This window comes from Prosthecobacter gellanilyticus, from assembly GCF_007992435.1.
In the GTDB taxonomy this organism is placed as follows: domain Bacteria; phylum Verrucomicrobiota; class Verrucomicrobiia; order Verrucomicrobiales; family Verrucomicrobiaceae; genus Prosthecobacter; species Prosthecobacter gellanilyticus.
This window is the reverse complement of sequence record NZ_BKAG01000006.1, coordinates 26,263-44,639: the sequence shown is the minus strand read 5'-3', so window position 1 is coordinate 44,639 and position 18,377 is coordinate 26,263. Positions and strand designations below refer to the sequence as shown.

Annotated in this window: 13 protein-coding genes; 2 read left to right on the top strand and 11 right to left on the bottom strand. The window is 61.0% G+C overall.

The window, feature by feature from the left end; all coding sequences use genetic code 11:
* Positions 1–19: 19 nt before the first annotated feature.
* The 5 genes from BGE01nite_RS05875 to BGE01nite_RS05855 form a co-directional block, all read right to left on the bottom strand.
* Positions 20–670, bottom strand: coding sequence for a hypothetical protein (locus BGE01nite_RS05875; protein WP_146849395.1), 651 nt, complete (start codon positions 668–670; stop codon positions 20–22).
* 5 nt (positions 671–675) lie between these two features.
* On the bottom strand, positions 676–1,230 hold the full coding sequence (locus tag BGE01nite_RS05870) for a hypothetical protein (protein ID WP_146849394.1): 555 nt from the start codon (positions 1,228–1,230) through the stop codon (positions 676–678).
* Entirely contained in the window at positions 1,227–2,213 is a 987-nt protein-coding gene (locus BGE01nite_RS05865) for a vWA domain-containing protein (RefSeq protein ID WP_146849392.1), read from the bottom strand. Before BGE01nite_RS05865 ends, BGE01nite_RS05870 begins: the two co-directional genes overlap by 4 nt.
* A gap of 229 nt (positions 2,214–2,442) precedes the next feature.
* On the bottom strand, positions 2,443–5,451 hold the full coding sequence (locus tag BGE01nite_RS05860; RefSeq protein WP_146849391.1) for a DUF1549 domain-containing protein: 3,009 nt from the start codon (positions 5,449–5,451) through the stop codon (positions 2,443–2,445).
* 111 nt (positions 5,452–5,562) lie between these two features.
* Positions 5,563–6,699, bottom strand: a complete 1,137-nt coding sequence (locus BGE01nite_RS05855; RefSeq protein ID WP_146849389.1) for an FN3 domain-containing metallophosphoesterase family protein — start codon at positions 6,697–6,699, stop codon at positions 5,563–5,565.
* Positions 6,700–6,974: 275 nt separating this feature from the next.
* Here BGE01nite_RS05855 and BGE01nite_RS05850 point away from each other — a divergent pair, with 275 nt between their 5' ends.
* Positions 6,975–7,430: a transposase gene (locus BGE01nite_RS05850; RefSeq protein WP_146849387.1), complete on the top strand. Its 456-nt coding sequence runs from the start codon at positions 6,975–6,977 to the stop codon at positions 7,428–7,430.
* Between the two features lie 239 nt (positions 7,431–7,669).
* Here BGE01nite_RS05850 and BGE01nite_RS05845 read toward each other — a convergent pair whose 3' ends face one another.
* The 3 genes from BGE01nite_RS05845 to BGE01nite_RS05835 are packed head-to-tail and all read right to left on the bottom strand — an operon-like array spanning position 7,670 to position 10,940.
* Positions 7,670–8,311 (bottom strand): 3-keto-disaccharide hydrolase, encoded by a 642-nt coding sequence (locus BGE01nite_RS05845; RefSeq protein WP_146849386.1) that lies wholly within the window; start codon positions 8,309–8,311, stop codon positions 7,670–7,672.
* A gap of 28 nt (positions 8,312–8,339) precedes the next feature.
* The gene (locus BGE01nite_RS05840; protein ID WP_146849384.1) at positions 8,340–8,972 is read right to left on the bottom strand and encodes a response regulator transcription factor; all 633 of its coding nucleotides are present in this window, start codon (positions 8,970–8,972) and stop codon (positions 8,340–8,342) included.
* A gap of 51 nt (positions 8,973–9,023) precedes the next feature.
* Complete coding sequence (locus BGE01nite_RS05835; protein WP_146849382.1) at positions 9,024–10,940, bottom strand: histidine kinase; 1,917 nt, start codon at positions 10,938–10,940, stop codon at positions 9,024–9,026.
* A gap of 250 nt (positions 10,941–11,190) precedes the next feature.
* On the opposite strand from BGE01nite_RS05835, the gene BGE01nite_RS05830 reads away from it, so the two are divergent.
* Positions 11,191–14,952 (top strand): serine/threonine-protein kinase, encoded by a 3,762-nt coding sequence (locus tag BGE01nite_RS05830; protein WP_146849380.1) that lies wholly within the window; start codon positions 11,191–11,193, stop codon positions 14,950–14,952.
* Between the two features lie 132 nt (positions 14,953–15,084).
* Here the strand turns inward: BGE01nite_RS05830 and BGE01nite_RS05825 are convergent, their stop codons facing one another.
* Genes BGE01nite_RS05825 through BGE01nite_RS05815 form a run of 3 tightly spaced genes read right to left on the bottom strand, consistent with a single transcriptional unit; the run spans position 15,085 to position 18,283 of the window.
* Positions 15,085–16,392, bottom strand: coding sequence for an outer membrane protein assembly factor BamB family protein (locus tag BGE01nite_RS05825; RefSeq protein WP_146849379.1), 1,308 nt, complete (start codon positions 16,390–16,392; stop codon positions 15,085–15,087).
* A 28-nt stretch (positions 16,393–16,420) separates the two neighbouring features.
* Entirely contained in the window at positions 16,421–17,542 is a 1,122-nt protein-coding gene (locus BGE01nite_RS05820) for a GTP-binding protein (protein WP_218032913.1), read from the bottom strand.
* Between the two features lie 54 nt (positions 17,543–17,596).
* A complete protein-coding gene (locus tag BGE01nite_RS05815; RefSeq protein ID WP_146849377.1) occupies positions 17,597–18,283 on the bottom strand; it encodes a M14 family metallopeptidase in 687 nt (228 codons plus the stop codon).
* Positions 18,284–18,377 lie beyond the last annotated feature (94 nt).

The following is an 18,377-nucleotide window of genomic DNA, read 5'->3' as shown; positions in this document are numbered from 1 at the left end:
CGATGACGTGGATGTAAAACTAGGAGCCGGGTGTGTTCAGCTTTTCAAATTCCTGCAGTTCGTTGCGGCCGTCCTCGCCCGGTTTCAGACCCGGTTCTTTGCCCGGAGGTCCGAAGAGCGCGGCGGCAGCGGCCTTGCCTTTGGGATCGGGAATGCCCGTGCCTTCCTTGATCAGGAGAGCGGCCTCGAGGTTTCTCTGCTTGGGCACGACGATGCCCTGCACTCCCTGCACAGCGCGGATGGTGCTCACCGCGTTCGCCGCGGGTGGAGGTGGCACAGCCTGCACGGCATTGGGCGGAGGTGGTGGCTTCACGCCTTTGACGTCATCAGTCTGGACAGCACTGGCGGCAGCAGGTGGTGGCGGCAGGCCCTTCACTTCATTGGGCTGCACAGGGGCCGCGGCCGGTGGTGGAGGAATGGGCTGCACGGTCTGGGGCGCGGCGGCCTTGACTCCGTTGATGGTATTGACGCCCTCCACTTTTTTCACGCCTTCCACAGCACCCGGGGTCACGGGTTGGGTGGCTGGAGGCTCGATGTTCTTGATGCTTGGCACGGCCTCCTGCTTCACGCCCTGGATGCCATTGATGGTGGCTGGCTGCTGGGCTGCCGCGATGCAGGGCAGCAGAAGCGAGGCGGCCAATCCAAGGCAGGTGGTGGGCAGTGTCTTCATCGGATTCATTTGCTGAGGGTCTTCTCAAATTCAGCGGCCACGCGCTCCTCATACTTCTCCAGCGCACCGGGCTCCTGATGCTCGGCGAGGAAGCGGAAGATCTGGCGTGTGCGCTCCGCAAAGGGCCGCCACTCGGACTCGGCGGCGCCATTCGTCTTCAAGAGATAGGTCGCATAGTAGTGAGCCTTGCCGAGTGTCTCGCGGATGGCACGGGTGATGGCAGCATCTTCACCGTGAGTTTGCGCCGACTCGCGCAGCAGGAGCGTGAGCTCATCAGTGGCGCCGACGACATCCAGCATCTCCAGACGGGCCTTGGCCTTGGCGAGACGGATCTGATGACGCACGAGTGGCTGCTCGTCCGCCGGCAGCTCACCGCTGAGCTTGTCATACTCTTCAATGATCAGCGCGTAGTCCGGCTCCTTCGCCGCCTCCATCTGACGGATGGCTTCGACATGCTTGCGCGCTTTCACGCGGATGAGCTGGTCCTGGCCTTCATTGAAGTGGTAGTAGAGTGCTGCCACGGGACAGAGCAGCCAGAGCAGGGTGAAGAATTTCCTCATGCGGTCTGCGCCCTCCCTGCGCGGCGTTCATCCACCTTCACACGCACCTTCCACTCACTGCCGAAAAACTCCTGCGCGACCGGGACGCAGGCATGGATCAAAGCGCCGAGCACCATCGCCAGCACAGCGAGCTGGGCGAGAGTGAGGCCTTTACGCAAAGGGGCCAACGGCACGACGAGGTCACCGAGCGCCTCGGTGGCGAGATGCTTGGTATTCACATCCTGATAGCTGCCCTTCAATGATGAAGCGACGAGCGCCAATGTATCTGCCTCCTGACGGGACTGGTGCCCGTCGATGTAAGTGCCTTTGGTGGGATTGCCGACACCGAGGACGATCACTTCTTTAACCGATTTTGGCCGCGCATGAATGGGCACCAAGTCCACGGAATCTCCATCAGAGAAAATGACCAGCCGTGTGCTGCCCTCTGGAAAGGCGGCGACTTGGTCCAAGGTCAGATTGACCGCAGTGCCGAGATCGGTTTTTCCGAGTGGCATGGCATAGGTGAGCGGCAGGCCATTGAACACATTGCGCACCAGTTCAGGATCGCGCGCTTCCATCACCACAGGCAGCGAGTCCGTGTAGAAGCCGATGACGCCAAAGCGGAGATTCCCACTCACGCGCTGGAGGATGCCCTCCACCACCTCCTGCATCCGGTCATGACGGGTCAGCTTGCCCTCGGGTCCGGCATCTGTGAGATACATGCTGGGCGAGAGATCCGCGACAAACACCAGGCGGGTGGCTTCGCGATCTTTATCGCTCTTCTGATGATCACCGGCTGCGGTCTTCATCAGCAGCAAGGTGGCCAGCCCCCACACCACAGCGGCCAGGCTGACAGCGCGCAGCAGGGGCACCAGACGAGTCCAGGGCCGTGCGCCTACCGGACCAAACGCGAGGCGCTGCGCCACGCGGATGCGCCTGACGTGCAGCCATTCCGCGAGCGAAACAAGCAGGAAGGCGATGAGCGCTGAGACAAGCGGAATCATGAACCCTTCAGGAAAGGCGCTGCCAAGATGCCGAGACCACGGAACAAACCGGGTGTGAAAGGGGCCGATGCAGGGAGAAGGTACAGATCATGGGAGACTCAAAAACGACCCCATAGAACGCCGCACCTCCGCAGAACAATCAGGCGAATGCAAAACAGTGCTCCCGCAGGCAAAAATGGAGGCATTGCACAAGGAGCAAGGACCTTAGTCGATGCCCACTTAGGGGCACTCAATCCACGAAGCTAAACTCATTCAGGTTCAGAAGCACCCGGCAGGCGTTTTCCAGACCTTCGCGGCGGGCGTAGTCGATCAGCGGGGCCAGTTCATCGGCGGCAGGCTCGCGGGAGAGGGCGAGAGTGAAGGCGAGGCGAGTCTGGGACTCAAGGTCGGGGGCTTCTTTGGCCACACGAGCGGCGAAGTGCCTGGCCATCGCCACGGTGAGGCCGTTGTTCATCATGGCGAGGGCCTGCAAGGGGCTGAGGGATTCATTACGTTTGTCCACTCGCATGCTGGGATCCGCGCAGTCCATGACGGTCATGAAGGGCTGCTGCTGGCTGCGGATGATGAAGCGGTAGATGCTGCGGCGATGACTCTTCGGGTCCTCCGGATCATGCAGATGATACTCGTAGTGCGGACTGTGCTGGGGCTTGTCGATGACGAAGTCCTGGAAGCTCGGGCCGCCCATGGTGAGATCCAAGGTGCCGCTGACGGCGAGGATGGAATCGCGGACGGATTCGGCGTCGAGTTTGCGGCGGTTTTGATGGGAGAGGAGGAGGTTGTTGGAGTCGATGATGGAGGCGGCGCGCGAGAGGTGGGGGTAGGACGAGTTTTTCAAGTCGTTGGGTGAACGAGTTGGAAAACTCGTTCTACGGTAGGTCGCGCTCATGAGGATGAGCTTGTGGAGCTTTTTCAGGCTGCCGTGGAAGTCGTCGCGGAAGGTGAGGGCGAGGAAGTCGAGCAGCTCGGGGTGAATGGGCTGGCCGCCCATGCGGCCGAAATCGTTAGCGGTTTCCACGAGGCCGCGGCCAAAGTGGTGCTGCCACACGCGGTTGACGATGCTGCGCCAGGTGAGGGCGTTGTTCTTGTCCGTGATCCATTTAGCAAGAGCGACGCGGCGGGCTGACTCGTCAGTGCCAGTGATGGTGAAGTTGAGATGAAAGAGGGAATCGAGGGCCGTGACGCTGTGAGGCTGGACCTCTTGAGCGGGCTGCTTGATGTCGCCACGCTTGAGAAGATGGATCGTGCGGGGGGTGCCGCTGGTGCCTTTGAAGTTCCCGGTGCCAGTGTGGACGATGCCCGCATAGACTTTTTGCGGCAGAGGCAGTTTGGCGAGACCATCTTGCACGCTTTGAAGCTGTGATTTTAAGCCGAACAAACGTTGCTGAGTCTTTTCATCGGCGACGGATTTCAGCAGCGCATCACGTTCGGCGATGAGCTGGCTCTTCTCTTCTTGCGAGCGAGCTTCCGGAGCGATGCCATCGGTGAGGTTGGTCTTTCTCCAACGTGGAGGGGCTTCGATCGAGTCCAGGGAAGTTACTCCGCAGCCTGCGGCGATGTTGGGGCCGTCCTTGGTGGCGCAGACTTCCATCTCAGCGAGGGCGAAAATGTAGTCGCCTTTGCGCGGGGCGAGCTTCACGGCGGTGACGCGGACGTAGCGACCTTTGACGCCGTCATCACCGCCGGTGCTGGTCTCGAAGGGACGCAGGCCAGGACTGGCGAAGTCATTCATGAAGGTGAGGTCATGCTTCCGCCAGACGAGCGAGACATCATTCTTGAATTCGGGATCATTGCTGACCTCGATTTTGAAGCGCACAGGGAAGCCGAAGCCTCCACCGATCCCACCGAAGTCATCATAACAAGGTTTGAGGACGATCTTCTCGATCTCGCTGCTTTGCCCGAGATCCACCTGCACCCACTTTGTCACATCTTGAGTGGGTGAGATGGCGCTGTGGTAGCCGAAATCGGGCTTGGCGTTGGGGTTTGTGCTCTTGGCCTCGGCGGCACCTTCGATGCGTTTGGTGAGTGCTGCATAGGACTCACCGGCTTTGGCTTTCAGGGGTTCCTCGAGAGCTGTGATGGCGGCGGTGAGGCTGATGCGCTGCTTCTCCAAGGCGGTGAAGCGCTGCATGGTGACATCATCGGCGTAGTAGCTGGTGTCGTTTCGGTCGAGCGCGGCGAAGACGGCCTGGAGCGAGTAGTAGTCTTCCTGCGAGATGGGATCAAACTTGTGGTTATGGCATTGCGCGCACTGAACGGTGAGGCTGCAAAAGGTACCGAGGGCATTTTGCACCATGTCATCACGGTCGAGATGGCGGGCGATCTTGCCATCCAGCTTGGATTCAGGGACCTCCATGTGACCGATGAGGTCCCAGGGGCCTGCGGAGATGAAACCGAGCGCGGTGACGCCATCCGTGGTGCCGGGATACATGGCATCTCCGGCGATCTGCTCTTCGATGAAGCGCGCGTAAGGCTTGTCGGAGTTTAGAGCGCGGATGACGTAGTCGCGGTAAGGCCAGGCATTGAGGCGCGGCTTGTCTTTGTCATAGCCGTGGGACTCGCCGTAGTGGACAAGGTCTAACCAATGACGCGCCCATCGTTCGCCATAACGGGGGGAGGCGAGCAGGGATTCGACGAGCTTTTCATAGGTCTGATGGGGCTCATGAGACTGCTGCATCTCCTGGACGAAGCGGGTGACTTCTTCGGGCGACGGGGGAAGACCGGTGAGATCGAAATAGAGGCGGCGAATGAGGGTGCGAGCGTCAGCCTCGGGGGCGGGCTTCAGGCCTTTCTCGGTGAGCTTCTCGAGGATGAAGCTGTCGATGGTGACGGCGTCTTGGGCGGGCTTCAATGGCTTGAAACTCCACCAGTCGGTTTTGTCTTCGAGCTTGGCGGTATCAATGCCCTCGGGCCAGAGTGCGCCTTCGTCGATCCAATGCTGGATGGTTTCGATTTCAGCAGGGCTGAGCTTGGTTTTCGGTGGCATGGAGATCTGTGGATCCTTGCCGCTGATGAAATGGATGAGGGGGCTGTCTGCGCTTTTGCCGGGGACAATGTTAGGCGCGTGGTCCTCGCCGCCGGTGAGGGCGGCGGACTTGATGTCGAGACGGTAGTCGTTCTTTTGCTTTTCCGCGCCGTGGCATTCGTAGCAGTGCTTTTCAAAGATGGGGCGCACATCGCGCACGAAGTCGACCGCGAGGACGGGCGAACTCAGGAGGGCGATGAGACAGAGGAGGCGCATGCAGGAGAGTCATACGCGACCTGCGGGTGGGTTTCATGACACGTGAGCGCGGGACAGGCGCGGCTCGTGGACCTTGGCCATCTCGTTTGCTCATCACACGGAGTGTGATGGTTACTGTACGCTTCGCTTCACTATCTCGCGGGTGTCGAGGACCTGGCCTTTCAGGCTTTTGAGCTGGACCTTCATGGTGGGGGAGCCGGCGGTGAAGGTGAGGAGGAGATAGTTGTCTTCCTGGGAGAAGAACTGGGACTGTGGGTCCTTGTAGTTCGCGCCATCGCCTTTGAGGCAGGTGTTGAAATAGGGGAGGCCGCCGGTGAGCTCGGCACGATCGGCAAAGTAGCCGAAGCCGGTGATAAGGGCGCTGCCTTTGCGGAAGTGCTCATGCCAGGCACCTTTGGTTAGGCCGGCCACTTGCCCCTGCTTCTCGTTCATGAGGGTGAAGACGAAGCCGCTCTTCGTAGCGGCCATGGTCTCGGCGAACCATTTGAACTGCGGGGAGTCGGGCTGCCAGGCGTGGCAGGTCTGCCAGTTGGTGCCGAAGTCCTGAATATGATTCAAATCAGTGGCGATGAAGCGCACGTCGAAGGCGGGGATGTCGAAGTGCCATTTCCATTCATCGCCGGGGAGCGCGAAAAAATCGCGATACACGGTGGCCTCGACATCATACACGGCGTGAGCGGGTGGCTTGGGGCCTGGGCCGCGCCCGGTGACCTCACGGTCGTGATTGCCGAGGATGGGCATGAAGGGCGTGCTGCGAAAGAGCGCAGGCTGGCTTTGGATCAAGGCGCTGTAAGCTTTGGGGCCTTCGATGCCTTTCTCATGCAGGCTTGGGATGTTATCGCCGCCCGTCATAAGGAGGTGAACGTCGTCTTTGATGATCGCGGTGAGATCTGCATTTCGGCGGAAGCCCCAATCGGCGACGATGGCGATGCGCAGTTCCTTCGTTGGATAGCCTTTGAAGGTGGCGGGCTCGGAGGCGTCATCACCACTGCGCACGCGGTAGTGATAGACGACATCCTGCTGCTCCAAGGGGATCTCGACATGATGCAGCGTGACCTTTTCCTCGTTCGCCACGCGCTTGGAGAGTGCGGCGCTGGTGTCATACTCCACCACTGAGTTGGAGGGAGTGTCCGTCTCCCAGTTCACGACGATCTTGGAGGGATCATTCGTGGCGTGGGTGAGCCAGATGCGCTCGATGGGAGCGGCGGAGCCGAGTGAAGCGGTGAGGAGGAAGAGCAGCGGGCGCATGGAGCAGATCAAGGGGAGAGGATTTCTTCCAGAACACGGCCATCGGCCTGCGGGAGCTTAATGCCTCGACGGCTGACGGTGAGGAGAAATAATCGGCAGAGCATGAAGGGCCTCAAATTACGTGATGGCGGTGCTGGAACTTCAGGGAAAGGCCAACGGCCTTGTGTCTTTGAGCCAAGGGTTGGAACAACCCTGGACTGTCAGGATGGAGTCGTCTGCCAAGGAGCAACTCCAAGGGTGTTGCGTCCATCCTGCGAATTGCTCAGGATGCTGTCATGCCACAATCCATCGCACGTGCTTTGATCCATACGGTTTTCTCAACCAAGGGACGCGAGCCAGTTTTTCACGAAACGGCTTTTCGATCTGAGGTGCATGCCTACCTGGGGGGCTGCGCGAAGTCACTGGACTGCCTACCGTTGCAGGTCGGAGGTGTGGCGGATCATGTCCATCTTATCACAACGCTGTCACGCACGATCGCCATTGCGGAGTTTGTGAAGGAGGTCAAACGGGTATCGACCAACTGGATTCAGGAACGCGGCGGGTTGTTGCGCCAGTTTCACTGGCAGTCCGGGTATGGATGTTTCTCGGTGTCTGAGTCAAAGGTGGCGGATGTGATTCGATACATTGAGAATCAACCCGAGCATCATCGGAAGGTGACGTTTCAGGATGAGTATCGTGAATTGCTGCGCCGTCACGGCCAGTCGTGGGACGAAGCGTATGTGTGGGATTGAGGTCGGGGGGATCTCGGAGATGGACGGAACCCCTTCGGGGTTCGACGAGAAAGAGGTGTGATTCTTTGGATACCCAGGGTTCTGCGAACCCTGGGCTCACATACACAAGCCCGTTGGGCTTGGTGAGGAGACGTGTTGGACATGGAACCAGGGTTCAATGACCGACGTTTGAGATCCTGTGCAGGCTAGGCTGCGAGAGCGGCCTTGAACCGTTGAGGGCCTGCACAGAGACCTATGAGTTAGAGCGCCTTGATCTTCAGGTTGCGATACCAGACGGGGGCCTGGGCTTTGCCGTGCAGGCCCTGGAGGCCGATGGGGCCGGTGCGGGCGTAGTCTTTGAGGGCTTTCTTGAATTTGTTAGGCGTGCCGTCGGGGTTCTTGCCAGCTTCGGGCCAGTTGTCGAGGTTGGCGTTGATGACTTCCTCGCCATTCAGCAACACGGTGACCTGGGGGCCTTTGCAAGTGATGGTGATGTGGTTCCATTCACCCACAGGTTTCGAGGCATTCTTCGACGGTGGCATGGCGTCATAGATGGCGCTGACCATGCCGTATTTGCTGCCGTCCGTGCTTTCGTGCACCTGGATCTCAAGGGCGGCGAGGACGTTCTTGATATCGCCAGAGCGGAGGAAGATGCCGCTGTTGGATTCCTTGGCGACCTTGAACTCGAGATCAAGGACGAAGTCACCGTAGGAGTCCTTGGTCCAAAGGGTGTCGTGATCTTTGGCGACGAGCACGCCATCTGCAAAACCCCAGCCGCCGGGAGCGACGGTGTTCGAGAGATCGGCGGTGAAGAGGTCTTTGAAGCCGGTGGTGTCCGGGTGGTCAGCGGCGAAGGCGAAAGTGGCGGTGGCGAGAAGCGCGAGGAGGCTGGGGATTTTCATGGGGACGAGTTGGGTGAGAACCAACGCATCAAACCAGGCCTTCCTTCAGAGCTTTGGCGACGGCGCCGGTGCGGGTATTGACCTCCAGCTTTTCGTAGATGCGGCGCAGGTAGGTATCCACGGTATGCACGCTGAGGGTGAGGCGGTCGGCGATCTCCTTCTTGATGAGGCCGGTGACCATGAGCTGGAGGATCTCTTTTTCGCGGTCGCTGAGGCCGTAGTCGCCCTGCTTTGGAGCGAGCTTGGAGAACATCTCAAGCACGCGGCGGGCGATGCGAGGGTTCATGGGAGAACCACCGGCAAGGGCATCGCGCACGGCCTGGGTGATATCGGCGGCGCTGCTGGTCTTCAACAAGTAGCCGGAAGCGCCGGCGCAGATGGCCTGGAAGACTTTGTCATCGTCTTCAAAAACGGTGAGGATGACGACGAGGGTTTGGGGGCTGCGGTCTTTGATGAGGCGGATGCCTTCGATGCCGCTCATGCCGGGGAGGCCGACATCAAGGAGAATGAGGTCGGGTGATTCGGGTTTGGCGAGGACGGCGAGAGCTTTTTCGCAGGAGTCGAAGTCACGGGTGCACTGGAGGCCTTCTTCAGCATTCAAGACGCGCACGAGGGTGCGGCGGAAGGCGGTGTGGTCTTCGATGATCCAGAGGGTGTGCATGCGAACGGGGAAGTATGGTAGAAAGATTAAGGGTAGAAATATTATTTCATGTTAGGCCATGGGAGCTTCGAGATGGATGTGAGTTCCCTGACCTGGAGTGCTTTCGATCTTGAGGACAGCTTTGAGGACTTCGGCGCGGTGGCGGAGGTTGGCGAGGCCGTTGCCGGTGGTGATGATTTGCGGGTCGAAGCCGAGGCCGTTGTCGTGGATGTGCAGGGTGAAACGCTTCGGTGTCCAGTGGAGTTCGATGTTCGTCTGGGTGGCCTGGGCGTGGCGGGCGATGTTGTGCCCGGCCTCGCGAAAGAAGAGGAAGACCTGGCGATGGAACTCGAGCGAGGCGGTGGTGGTGTCGTCCTTGGGAGCCTGCAAGGTCCACGTGGTGCCTTTGAGAAGAGCGGTGGCGCTCTGGCGCATGGCCTCGGCGAGGCTGGAGAGGCGCGGGGAATCCCCTTCCCTGACGAGCCAGACGATGCCGCGCATGGACTCGGCGGCCTCACCGGCGAGGCGGTGGATTTCCTCGAGAGATTCAGAGGGGGCGCTGCTCTCGCGGAGCGCGAGCTCTGACATGAGGCGGATGCTGCCGAGGTGGCTGCCGATCTCGTCATGCAGATCCCGCGAGATACGGTGACGGAGGGCTTCCATCTCGAGACGGCGGGAGCGGCGGAGACGAAGCAAGAGAACGAGTCCGGCCACCAGGAAGACAAGAACACTGGTCAGCAACAGATAGATCGTGCGCCGTTCGGCACGGTAGATCTCCGTCAACAAGCGGGCATCCAGCACCTTGAGCTCTGCCTCGGTCTCGCGCCGATGAGAGAGTCCCTCCAGCCATGAGGACTCATCTTCCAGCCGGCCCGAGCTGCTGCGACCATCTACCAGCCCGGCGTGACTCCATGAAGGGGTGAGAGTTTCATCCGAACTGGTAACCCTGGCACCCAGCGCGCGATTTTTACCACCGACGAAGGCCTGAAGCTCAGCCAAGGCAAAAACAAAGTCACTGCTGCGCTCAAAGAGCCGGGTGGCGGTGATGCGAATGGTCTGGGCCTGCAGTCCGGGTGTGGGAATGACCACGGGCATGTCGCCAGGGGGTGGGAAGTCCGTGCTTGTGCTGTCAAAGATGATGCGGTCATCGGCCTCCACCTTGAAGCGATGTGGAAAGCCAAAACCGGGGCGGTCGGGGTAGTCGCGAGGGTGGGATGGAATAAGACGGATCTCCTGCAGTTCACGTGGAGTGCTGAAAGCTGCCTGCACCCAGCACGTGGCATCGGCACGGGTAAAGATGGCGCTATGCCAGCCATTACCCTGCACATTGTCCGGCCACACAGGCAGACCGAGCGCGTGGTAGCCGTCCACCAGATGCTTTGGCGACCAGGTGGGAAGGGTTTCCACGGAGTTCGGCGCGAGCACCTGGGCATGGAGCGCGACATTCCGCCCACCGCTGAAGACCAGCAGTTCACCCAGGCAGAAGATGAAGCGCTTTTCCAGACGGGGCTGCGCGGCAAGCTGGGTGGCCGTGAAGCGGACGTAGCGGGCTTTCACCCCCTTGGCCGGCATGTGCCAGGGAGCGAGGCAGGCTTCAGCGCTTTTTTGATCTGGTGAGTGATCCAGGAGGGTGGTGGAATCCGCCAACAAGGCGTCATTTGAGGCGTCCACCCGGAAGTGATGCGGAAAGCCGTAGGGAAAGGCACCTCCGAGGGAAGCGGGGACCACGACCACGGCCTCCAGCGCATATTCGCGACCGAGATCCACCTGCACCCAGCGGGCGGCGCCTGCCTCGGGGGCAAAGCCGCTATGGAAGCCCGCCTGCTCATGGGTCTGCGGGGCCGGAGCTGGTGGGAACGTGCCAAGGCTGGTCTGGAGAATGAACTGATGGACATGGATGTCCGCAATCTTGCCATTCAGCCACGACCAGGAGGTGCCGGCCTGCGCGGCAGTGGCCAGGAGGGTGAGGGAGAACAGCCAGAGCTTCAAACGAGGCACCTTTCCCGGCCCGGGAGGAAGTGCAACCCACGTGAGGGCGGGACAGCTGCCGGAGGGAAAACTGACGTTTTCCTCTACCCAAGCCAGAGGGAAGACTCACGTCTTCCTCTACCGGGGGGCGACGGAACTTGCCCGGCCGGTGTCAAGAGCGTGTAAAGTCACATGCTTTTCTCTGGCCTGAACCGGGGGCTTCCTTGTAAGGTCCGCGCCCATTTCCGTATTATATTCAGACCTCCGTTAGATGCCCGAAGACCCCGTCGACCCAGCGCAAGAGCAGCCGTCACCTGCGGACGAGGCAGCGGCATACCCATCGCTGATGGAGCTGGCGCAGCTGATGCCGCAGTATGAGATGCATGAGATCGTGGGGATCGGCGGCATGGGAGCGGTGTACAAGGCCCGGCAGATCGCGCTGGACCGGTGGGCTGCCATCAAGGTGCTGCCCTCCGCCGCCGCGCAGAATCCGGAAGACGTGCAGCGCTTCATCAAAGAGGCGCGCGCGATGGCGAAGCTGGTGCATCCGCACATCGTGGCGGTGTTTGATTTCGGGCAGACGTACATGCACCACCTCTTCCTGGTGATGGAGTTTGTGGAAGGGTGTGATCTGCATCACCGAACAAGGAAGGGTGAGATCACGAAGGAACGGGCGCGCGAGGTGATCGCGCAGCTTTGTGATGCGCTGCAGTTCGCTCATGACCGCGGGGTGGCGCATCGTGACATCAAGCCCGCGAACATCCTGATCACGGATGACTGGAAGGTGAAGGTGGCGGACTTCGGGCTGGCGCGTGATCTTTCCGCGCAAGCGCATCCGGATGAGGTGGAATACGGCACGCCGGACTACACGGCACCGGAGCGGCTCATCATCGGCGCGAAGGTGGACCATCGCGCGGACATCTACTCGCTGGGTGTGGTGATCCATGAGATGCTCACGGGCAAGACGCCGACAGCAGCAGGCAAGGATGCGGGCAAGGGACTGCCGGAAGGTTTTGCGAGCGTGATCTCGAAATGCCTGATGAGCGATCCCGAGGAGCGCTATCAAAAAGCTTCCGAGGTGAAGGTGGCGCTGCTGACGGCCACGGCGGAGGGCAATCGCAGTGACACGAAAACGGCGGATGCATCATCGACATCAACCAAGCACGCGACGAAGCGTGGTGCGGCACCCACGGCACATCCAGCGCCGGATTCGCTGGAGGACTACAGCACTTACAGGCCATCGCCTTTTGCAAGCGTGAAGCGTTTCCTGGGACCTCTCGGCTGGGCGGCGGCTTGTGTGGTGCTGGTGGTGGTGTTTGCCGGAGTGCTACTGAAGGACAAGGTGAGTGTGGAAGAGCCCAAGAGCACACCAGAGCCTGCCAAGGTAGTGGAAGCCCCGCCGGCGCCTGAGCCTGGGAGTGCCGAAGCTGAAAAGAAGCCTGCCTCTGAACCACCGCCAGCACCGGCCGTGACACCGGATGCCCCGGCGCCCGCGATGGCCACCGCCAAACCAACTTTGCCGGAACTGAGCAAGCGGGTGACAGCGCCTGCCCCGCCGCAGCCGCTGCCGGACAGCACACCGTATTCGGTGCCGGAAGGCGAGCCCGGCGAGGTAGCGAAGCTGGCGGGACACAAGCTGCCCGTGTATGCGGTCAGCCTGCTCAGCGACCAGCGCCGCGTGCTCTCCGCCAGCAGTGACGGCACGCTGCGCATGTGGGATCTGGTCACGCAGAAGGAGATGATGAATGTCAATGCCGGTGTGGACCAGCTCACGCGTATGCAAGTGACTCCGGATGAGAAGCAGGTGATGGTCTACGGCTTCCGTCTGGACAAGGCGGCATTCATTGACCTGGGCACCGGTGCAGTGACCCATAGCGCGCAGTTTCCTAACGAACAGTTGCTCAGCATGGTTTATGTGCCGGAGACGAAGACCGTGGTGGCCTGCGGCACCAATGCAGACGAGACGGACAATCTGTGGGTCTGGAAGCCAGGCCAGGATGAGAAGTTCACCCGGGTCGAAGGTTTCAAAGGCCGCCCCTATGGCCTGGGGCTGATGCCTGATGGACGCGAGGTGGGCATCAATGCCTCTGAACTGACGGACGTGGAGAAGAAGAGGTACAACTCCGCCACTACACGCTATGCCACGGACACAGGCGTGATGACGCGGATCGAAGGCAGGGCGGTGAACTACATCACACGCTTCTTTGGCAAGCCTGGTGATGCAAAGATCCTGACGGCCGGGTCCACGCCCAAGGTCATCACTCTCCCAGATTTCCAGGTGCTGGCGACGCTGCCTGCTGTGCCAAAGGAGGGCCCTTTCCTGCTCAGCGGCGCGCTGGTGGACGGTGAACGTCTCGCGCTGACGAGCTGGTCAGACAACACCTTGCGCGCCTTTGAGGTGGCCAGTGGTGAGGAAGTCTGGCGCCAGGCCACCCCAGCGCCCGTGACGGACCTCGCCGTGAGCAAGGGCCATGACTGGGCTGTGCTGAGCACGCGCTATAAAGACGGGAAGAATCAGGGCGAGGGAGAGTTTGACCTGCTGGTGTGGCGGCTGCCGAAATGGTCCGGGTTTCAGGGTGACAAGGCGCTGCAGGTCACGGTGAACGCGCAGATGGCCGAGCTGGAGAAGCATGATGCCGAACTGGCGGATCTGCGGCGGAAGCTGCGTGAGCATTCCCCTCCACCTGTGAAGGCCGACCTGGTGGCTGAGCACCAGAAGCTGGACACGATGTACATCACCGCACTGAAGCGTGACTACCCGCGCCTTTCGCCGACGGAGCAGCAGGCCTACCGCGCCGAGATCGAGATGATCACGCAGAAGAGTCCGCTGCCTGACGCCGGGAATGACTTCACCCTCGTGCCGCCTTTGCAGAAGATGCGTGGCATTTACCGGAAGCAGCTGGACACGCTGCAGAGCACCCATGAGGCGGCGGTCAAGGTGGCCCGCGAATCCGCGGAGAAGCTGCTGAAGCCCCTGGAGGAAAAGCGCAGCAGCGCAGGTGACCGCGCAGGTGCCCTGCGTGTGAAGACCGTGCTGCAGGAATGGTCAGACGAGGCCGTGAACAATGGCGGCCAGGCCACCTCGGCGTCCGCGCCATCCGCCAGCCCCGCGCCCGCAAAGACCGACCTAACCAGTACTCCGACCAAGCGCCCTGTGCAGGCTGGCAGCGTCATCGCCATCCAGCGTAAACAGGTGAACTCCATCTCCAATATGTTTCCACCCCACATGGGTCTGATTCCGAAGGATCTGGGCCAGGTGGTGGCGATCGCCGGCGGCAGCCGCCATGCCTATGCGCTGCTGCCTGATGGTGAGATCCGCGGCTGGGGGCCGGGCACGGAGCTGGATGTGTCTGCCATCAAAGACGTGGTGCAGATGGACTGCAACGGTGACTGCACGGTGGCGCTGATGAGCAATGGCAAGGCAGCGGCATGGGACATAACCTCAAGCGAGGCTCCGAAGATCTGGAGCCCCACGGGCAGCCAGGTACCGGTCCGTGTGCATGCAGGCCCGGGCAGCTCGGGCTTTGTCTCGCTCAGTGATGGCAGCCTGGTGCCGATGGGTGATCCTGGAAGCACCCCTCCGGGTGACATGGGCCAGATCCGGCAGCTCATCACCCTCCCCAGCCTGGGCTGGTGCGCGCTGCGCGGCCGTGACGGCACGCCTGCCTACTGGGGCGAAAACAAAGCGCCTGTGATCCCGATGCCTGGAGATCTGCGTGATCTCATCAGCCTCAGCATTGGAGGGGAATATGGCGTGGCGCTGCAGCGTGACGGGACGATGACAGGCTGGGGACAACTGGCCAACGACCAGCGCTACCGCATCCGCAAATTCACCGCCGCCACGAAGGTGTATCACGACTACGCGGGCCGGGTGTTTCCGGTGCATCGCAGCGATCATAGCTGGGAGCTGGCCACGAATCCGAGCGTGCCTGAGTATGAAGCCGAGGATAACGTGGGCCTGCTCGAGGGCCGCCTGCGCGGAGCCATCGATGCGGTGTTTGGCGATGATTTTGTGGTGGCGCTCAGGCCGTAGCCTTTACCTTTATCAGCATGGAATCAGCCACCTCATTCAATCCTCTCATGCTCATCATCGCAGCCGTCTGCGTGGTGGCGGTCTTGATCGCGATCTTTCTGCCCAAGCTCAAGAAGTGAGGGCATCAAGGCCTCATTTGCCAATCCTATACAGAGCTTTGTCTGTGCGCAGGTAGAGCGCGCCATCGACCGCGATGGGGCTGGCCATGAGGGAGCCGTCGAGGGTGTTCTGGGCGAGGACCTTGAACTCTTTGGTGGCAGGGAGCGTGGTGATCACGCCCTCACGGCTGGCGAAGTATAGTTTGTTATCCGCAACGATGGGTGAGGCGCTGAATTTGCCACCGATGCGCTCGCGGTAATGAGCCTCGCCCGTGGCCGGGTCCACGCAACTGACGATGCCGCCGTCATCCACATAGAAAAGCAGTCCGCCTGCGAGCACGGGCGAGCACATCTTGGGCGCGTTCTTGTTATTCCTCCAGGCGATCGCGGGCTCCTTCTTGCCTGCATAGTCCAGGGCGATGACCTGGGACTTGCCAAAGCTGGTGCTGAAGTAGATGCGCTGCGCATCGGCCACGGGGCGCACGCTCATGGAGAAGCCGAGCTCGCCATAGGGCACCTTCCACAGTTCCTTGCCGGTGGCGGGAGCATAACCATAAATCCAATTGGCGGCCGGACTGACAATGACAGGCTGGCCGTTCATGGTGACGACGAGCGGTGTGCCATAAGCCTTCTTTTGCTGCGGACGCGGGTCCATCTCGCCACTGCGCGCGGTTTTCCAGGCGACCTTGCCGGTGGCGGTGTCATAAGCGGCGATGAACTGCTGATCGCTGCCATCAAAGTGCACAATGAGCTTGCCCTGGCAGAGCACGGGCGTGGAGCCGGGGCCGTTTTCGTGCATGACCTGAAGCTCCTGATTCGTCCACAAAACCTTTTGCGTAGCGAGGTCAAGGCAGGCGGTGCCGAAGCTGCCGTGGCAGGCATAGAGGCGGCCCTCATGCACCACGGGTGACGGCGAGGCGTAGCTATTCAGCTGATGCACCCACTGCGGGGCTTTGACGTTCAGGAGCTCCACATCATGCAGGACCTTGCCGCTGAGCTTGTCCACCGCCAGAGCGCGGATGCTGACGTTGTCCATCACGGTCACGGGCTGGTCACCGGTGTTGTTCTTGAGCCGCTCCTTGGCCTCGGCCTCGCTGGCGGCTTTTTCCACGGCGGTGGTGAACCAGATGTGATCTCCGACGATGACGGGCGTGGAGTGACCACGGCCAGGAGTGGGCGTCTTCCAGACGACGGAGCTGGTCTCGCTCCAGGTCTCAGGCAGGCCGGTGGCAGAGCTGGTGCCCTGGCCGTCACTGCCGCGCCACTCCAGCCAGTCGGTGGCGGAGAGGGTGAGAGTGCTGAAGACGAATGAACTGAGGAGAAGCGGGAGACGGGATGGCATGACAAATAGATCGTTAGGCAGAGATCAATCAAGCGTCGCGGTGGGTCGGCGTGGGCTTGCCGGGACGGAAGTGCTCCTCATGCTCCAGCGTGGCGGTGAGCGTGGTGAAGAGAGGTGTGGTGGAGTTCATGGCGTCCTGCACGGCCTGCATGAGGCTGGCGGGATCCGCCTCGGCGCGCAGGTTGATGATGAGCTGGCCGCCTTCCGTAAGCTCATCGAGCTCCATGCCGAGCTCGGGCACCTGGTCCGTGCGCACGACATTGATGGAGGCAAGCTCGCCCGCGATGCCGTCATCCGGACTGAAGGTCATTTTGAAGTGGGCGATCTCCGCACCCATCTCACGCAGACGGAGCTGCACATCAGCCGCGAGAGCGCGGAGGAAGTCGTTAGGTTCGAACTCCTTCTCCGCTTTCAGGCTCACGGTGGCATTTAGCCAGCCGAGCAAAGCCTCACCCTCGGCGTAGACCTCGTAGTCGACAGACATGGAGTTTTTCTTCTTCTGCTCATCCGTCATGAGCTGGGTGAAGAGGTCCTTCAAGCCTTCGCCAGAACGTGGGGCGACGCTGATGATCTTCGCACCGGGGAATTCGTGCTCGAGGGCGGCTTTGAGCTCGGTGCGCTGGTCATCGGTGACGAGGTCGCTTTTGCTGATGACGATGATGTCTGCCTCCTCAAGCTGCTTTTTGAAGATGTAGATGACCTTGCTGGAGAAGCTGCCGCCCTGATCGAGACCGAGCACGCGGCGTGCGCGCACGGGGTCCACCAGCACCGCGAGCGGGGCGATGGTGAAGGCATCTCCATACATGCGGCGCAAAGGATAGGTCACGGTGGCGACGAGGTCCGTGCAGCTTCCGACGGGCTCGGCGATGAAGACATCCGGCTTCGAGGCATCATTCAGACGGCCTGCAGCATCCACCAGTGAGCCGAAGCGGCAGCAGAAGCAGCCGCCGGAGATCTCCTCCGTGGCGAAGCCCTGACCTCGCAGCAGCTTCGTGTCCACCAGGCTGCCGGCCTGGTCATTGGTAATGAGGCCGACCTTCAGCCCTTGATCGCTCAGATGGTGGGCCAGCTTGCCCACCGTGGTGGTCTTGCCGGCGCCGAGGAAGCCGCCGATCATGATGTAACGTGCTTTAGAGGAGGGAGTGGACATGGCTGGTAGTGATGCGGCTCGAGCTCTCTCAAGACGCTTTGAGAAGAGAGGTTGTTACAGGTTCGCCGCGTAGGCCTGGAGTTCGCGGTATTCGGCGAGGATGCGCTTCACGGCGGCGACGGTGGCTTTCACCTGAAGATGCATGTCTGCGAGAGCGGGGGTTTCGAAAACGATCTCGAGGGCATGAGGGCGCTGATCAGGTGGGGCGCGGAGGATGCCGAGGTAACCTTCTTTGATGATGCCGCGCTCGGCATGGAAGCCATCGATGACGGTGAGTTCGTTGCGCGGGAGGAACTCGCTGGCGGCTTGCAGCGCGGGCTCCAGCAGGTGCTCGCTAAGCAGGTCACCGCTGACGAAGCCGTAACAGCCATCCGAGGTGTCATCCGAATGCAGGGAGATGATGCCGTCATAGCGCTCGCTGCGGAGCTCGGTTTCCAAAAAGATGATCTCAGGCTCGATGCAGTCACACCAGAACTGACGGTTCAGATCCAGGCCGCTGTGGCTGTGACGTGTGCGGAGAGAGATGCCGGTGGGATTGCAGATGGGGAAGAAGTGCAGTTCAAAATCATGCACCTCGAGAGGCCTTTCGGCGGCCCACTTCGCCAGTTCATGCGCAGCGAGACAGCCAGCAGCTTCATCGCCATGGATACCGGCGAAGACGCCGAACTTCATGACCTGGCCGGGCTTGATGGGCCTGCTCACGATCTTCTGGAGGGAGAAGGCGTGGTCAGTCGGGTCCATGGGTCGTCGAGTCAGGCAGGGAAACCGTGTCTTCAGCGGAAAGCGGGTGAGTTTCAAGCCTGGACTTGCCGCGGGGATGCCTGGCGGGTTTTGG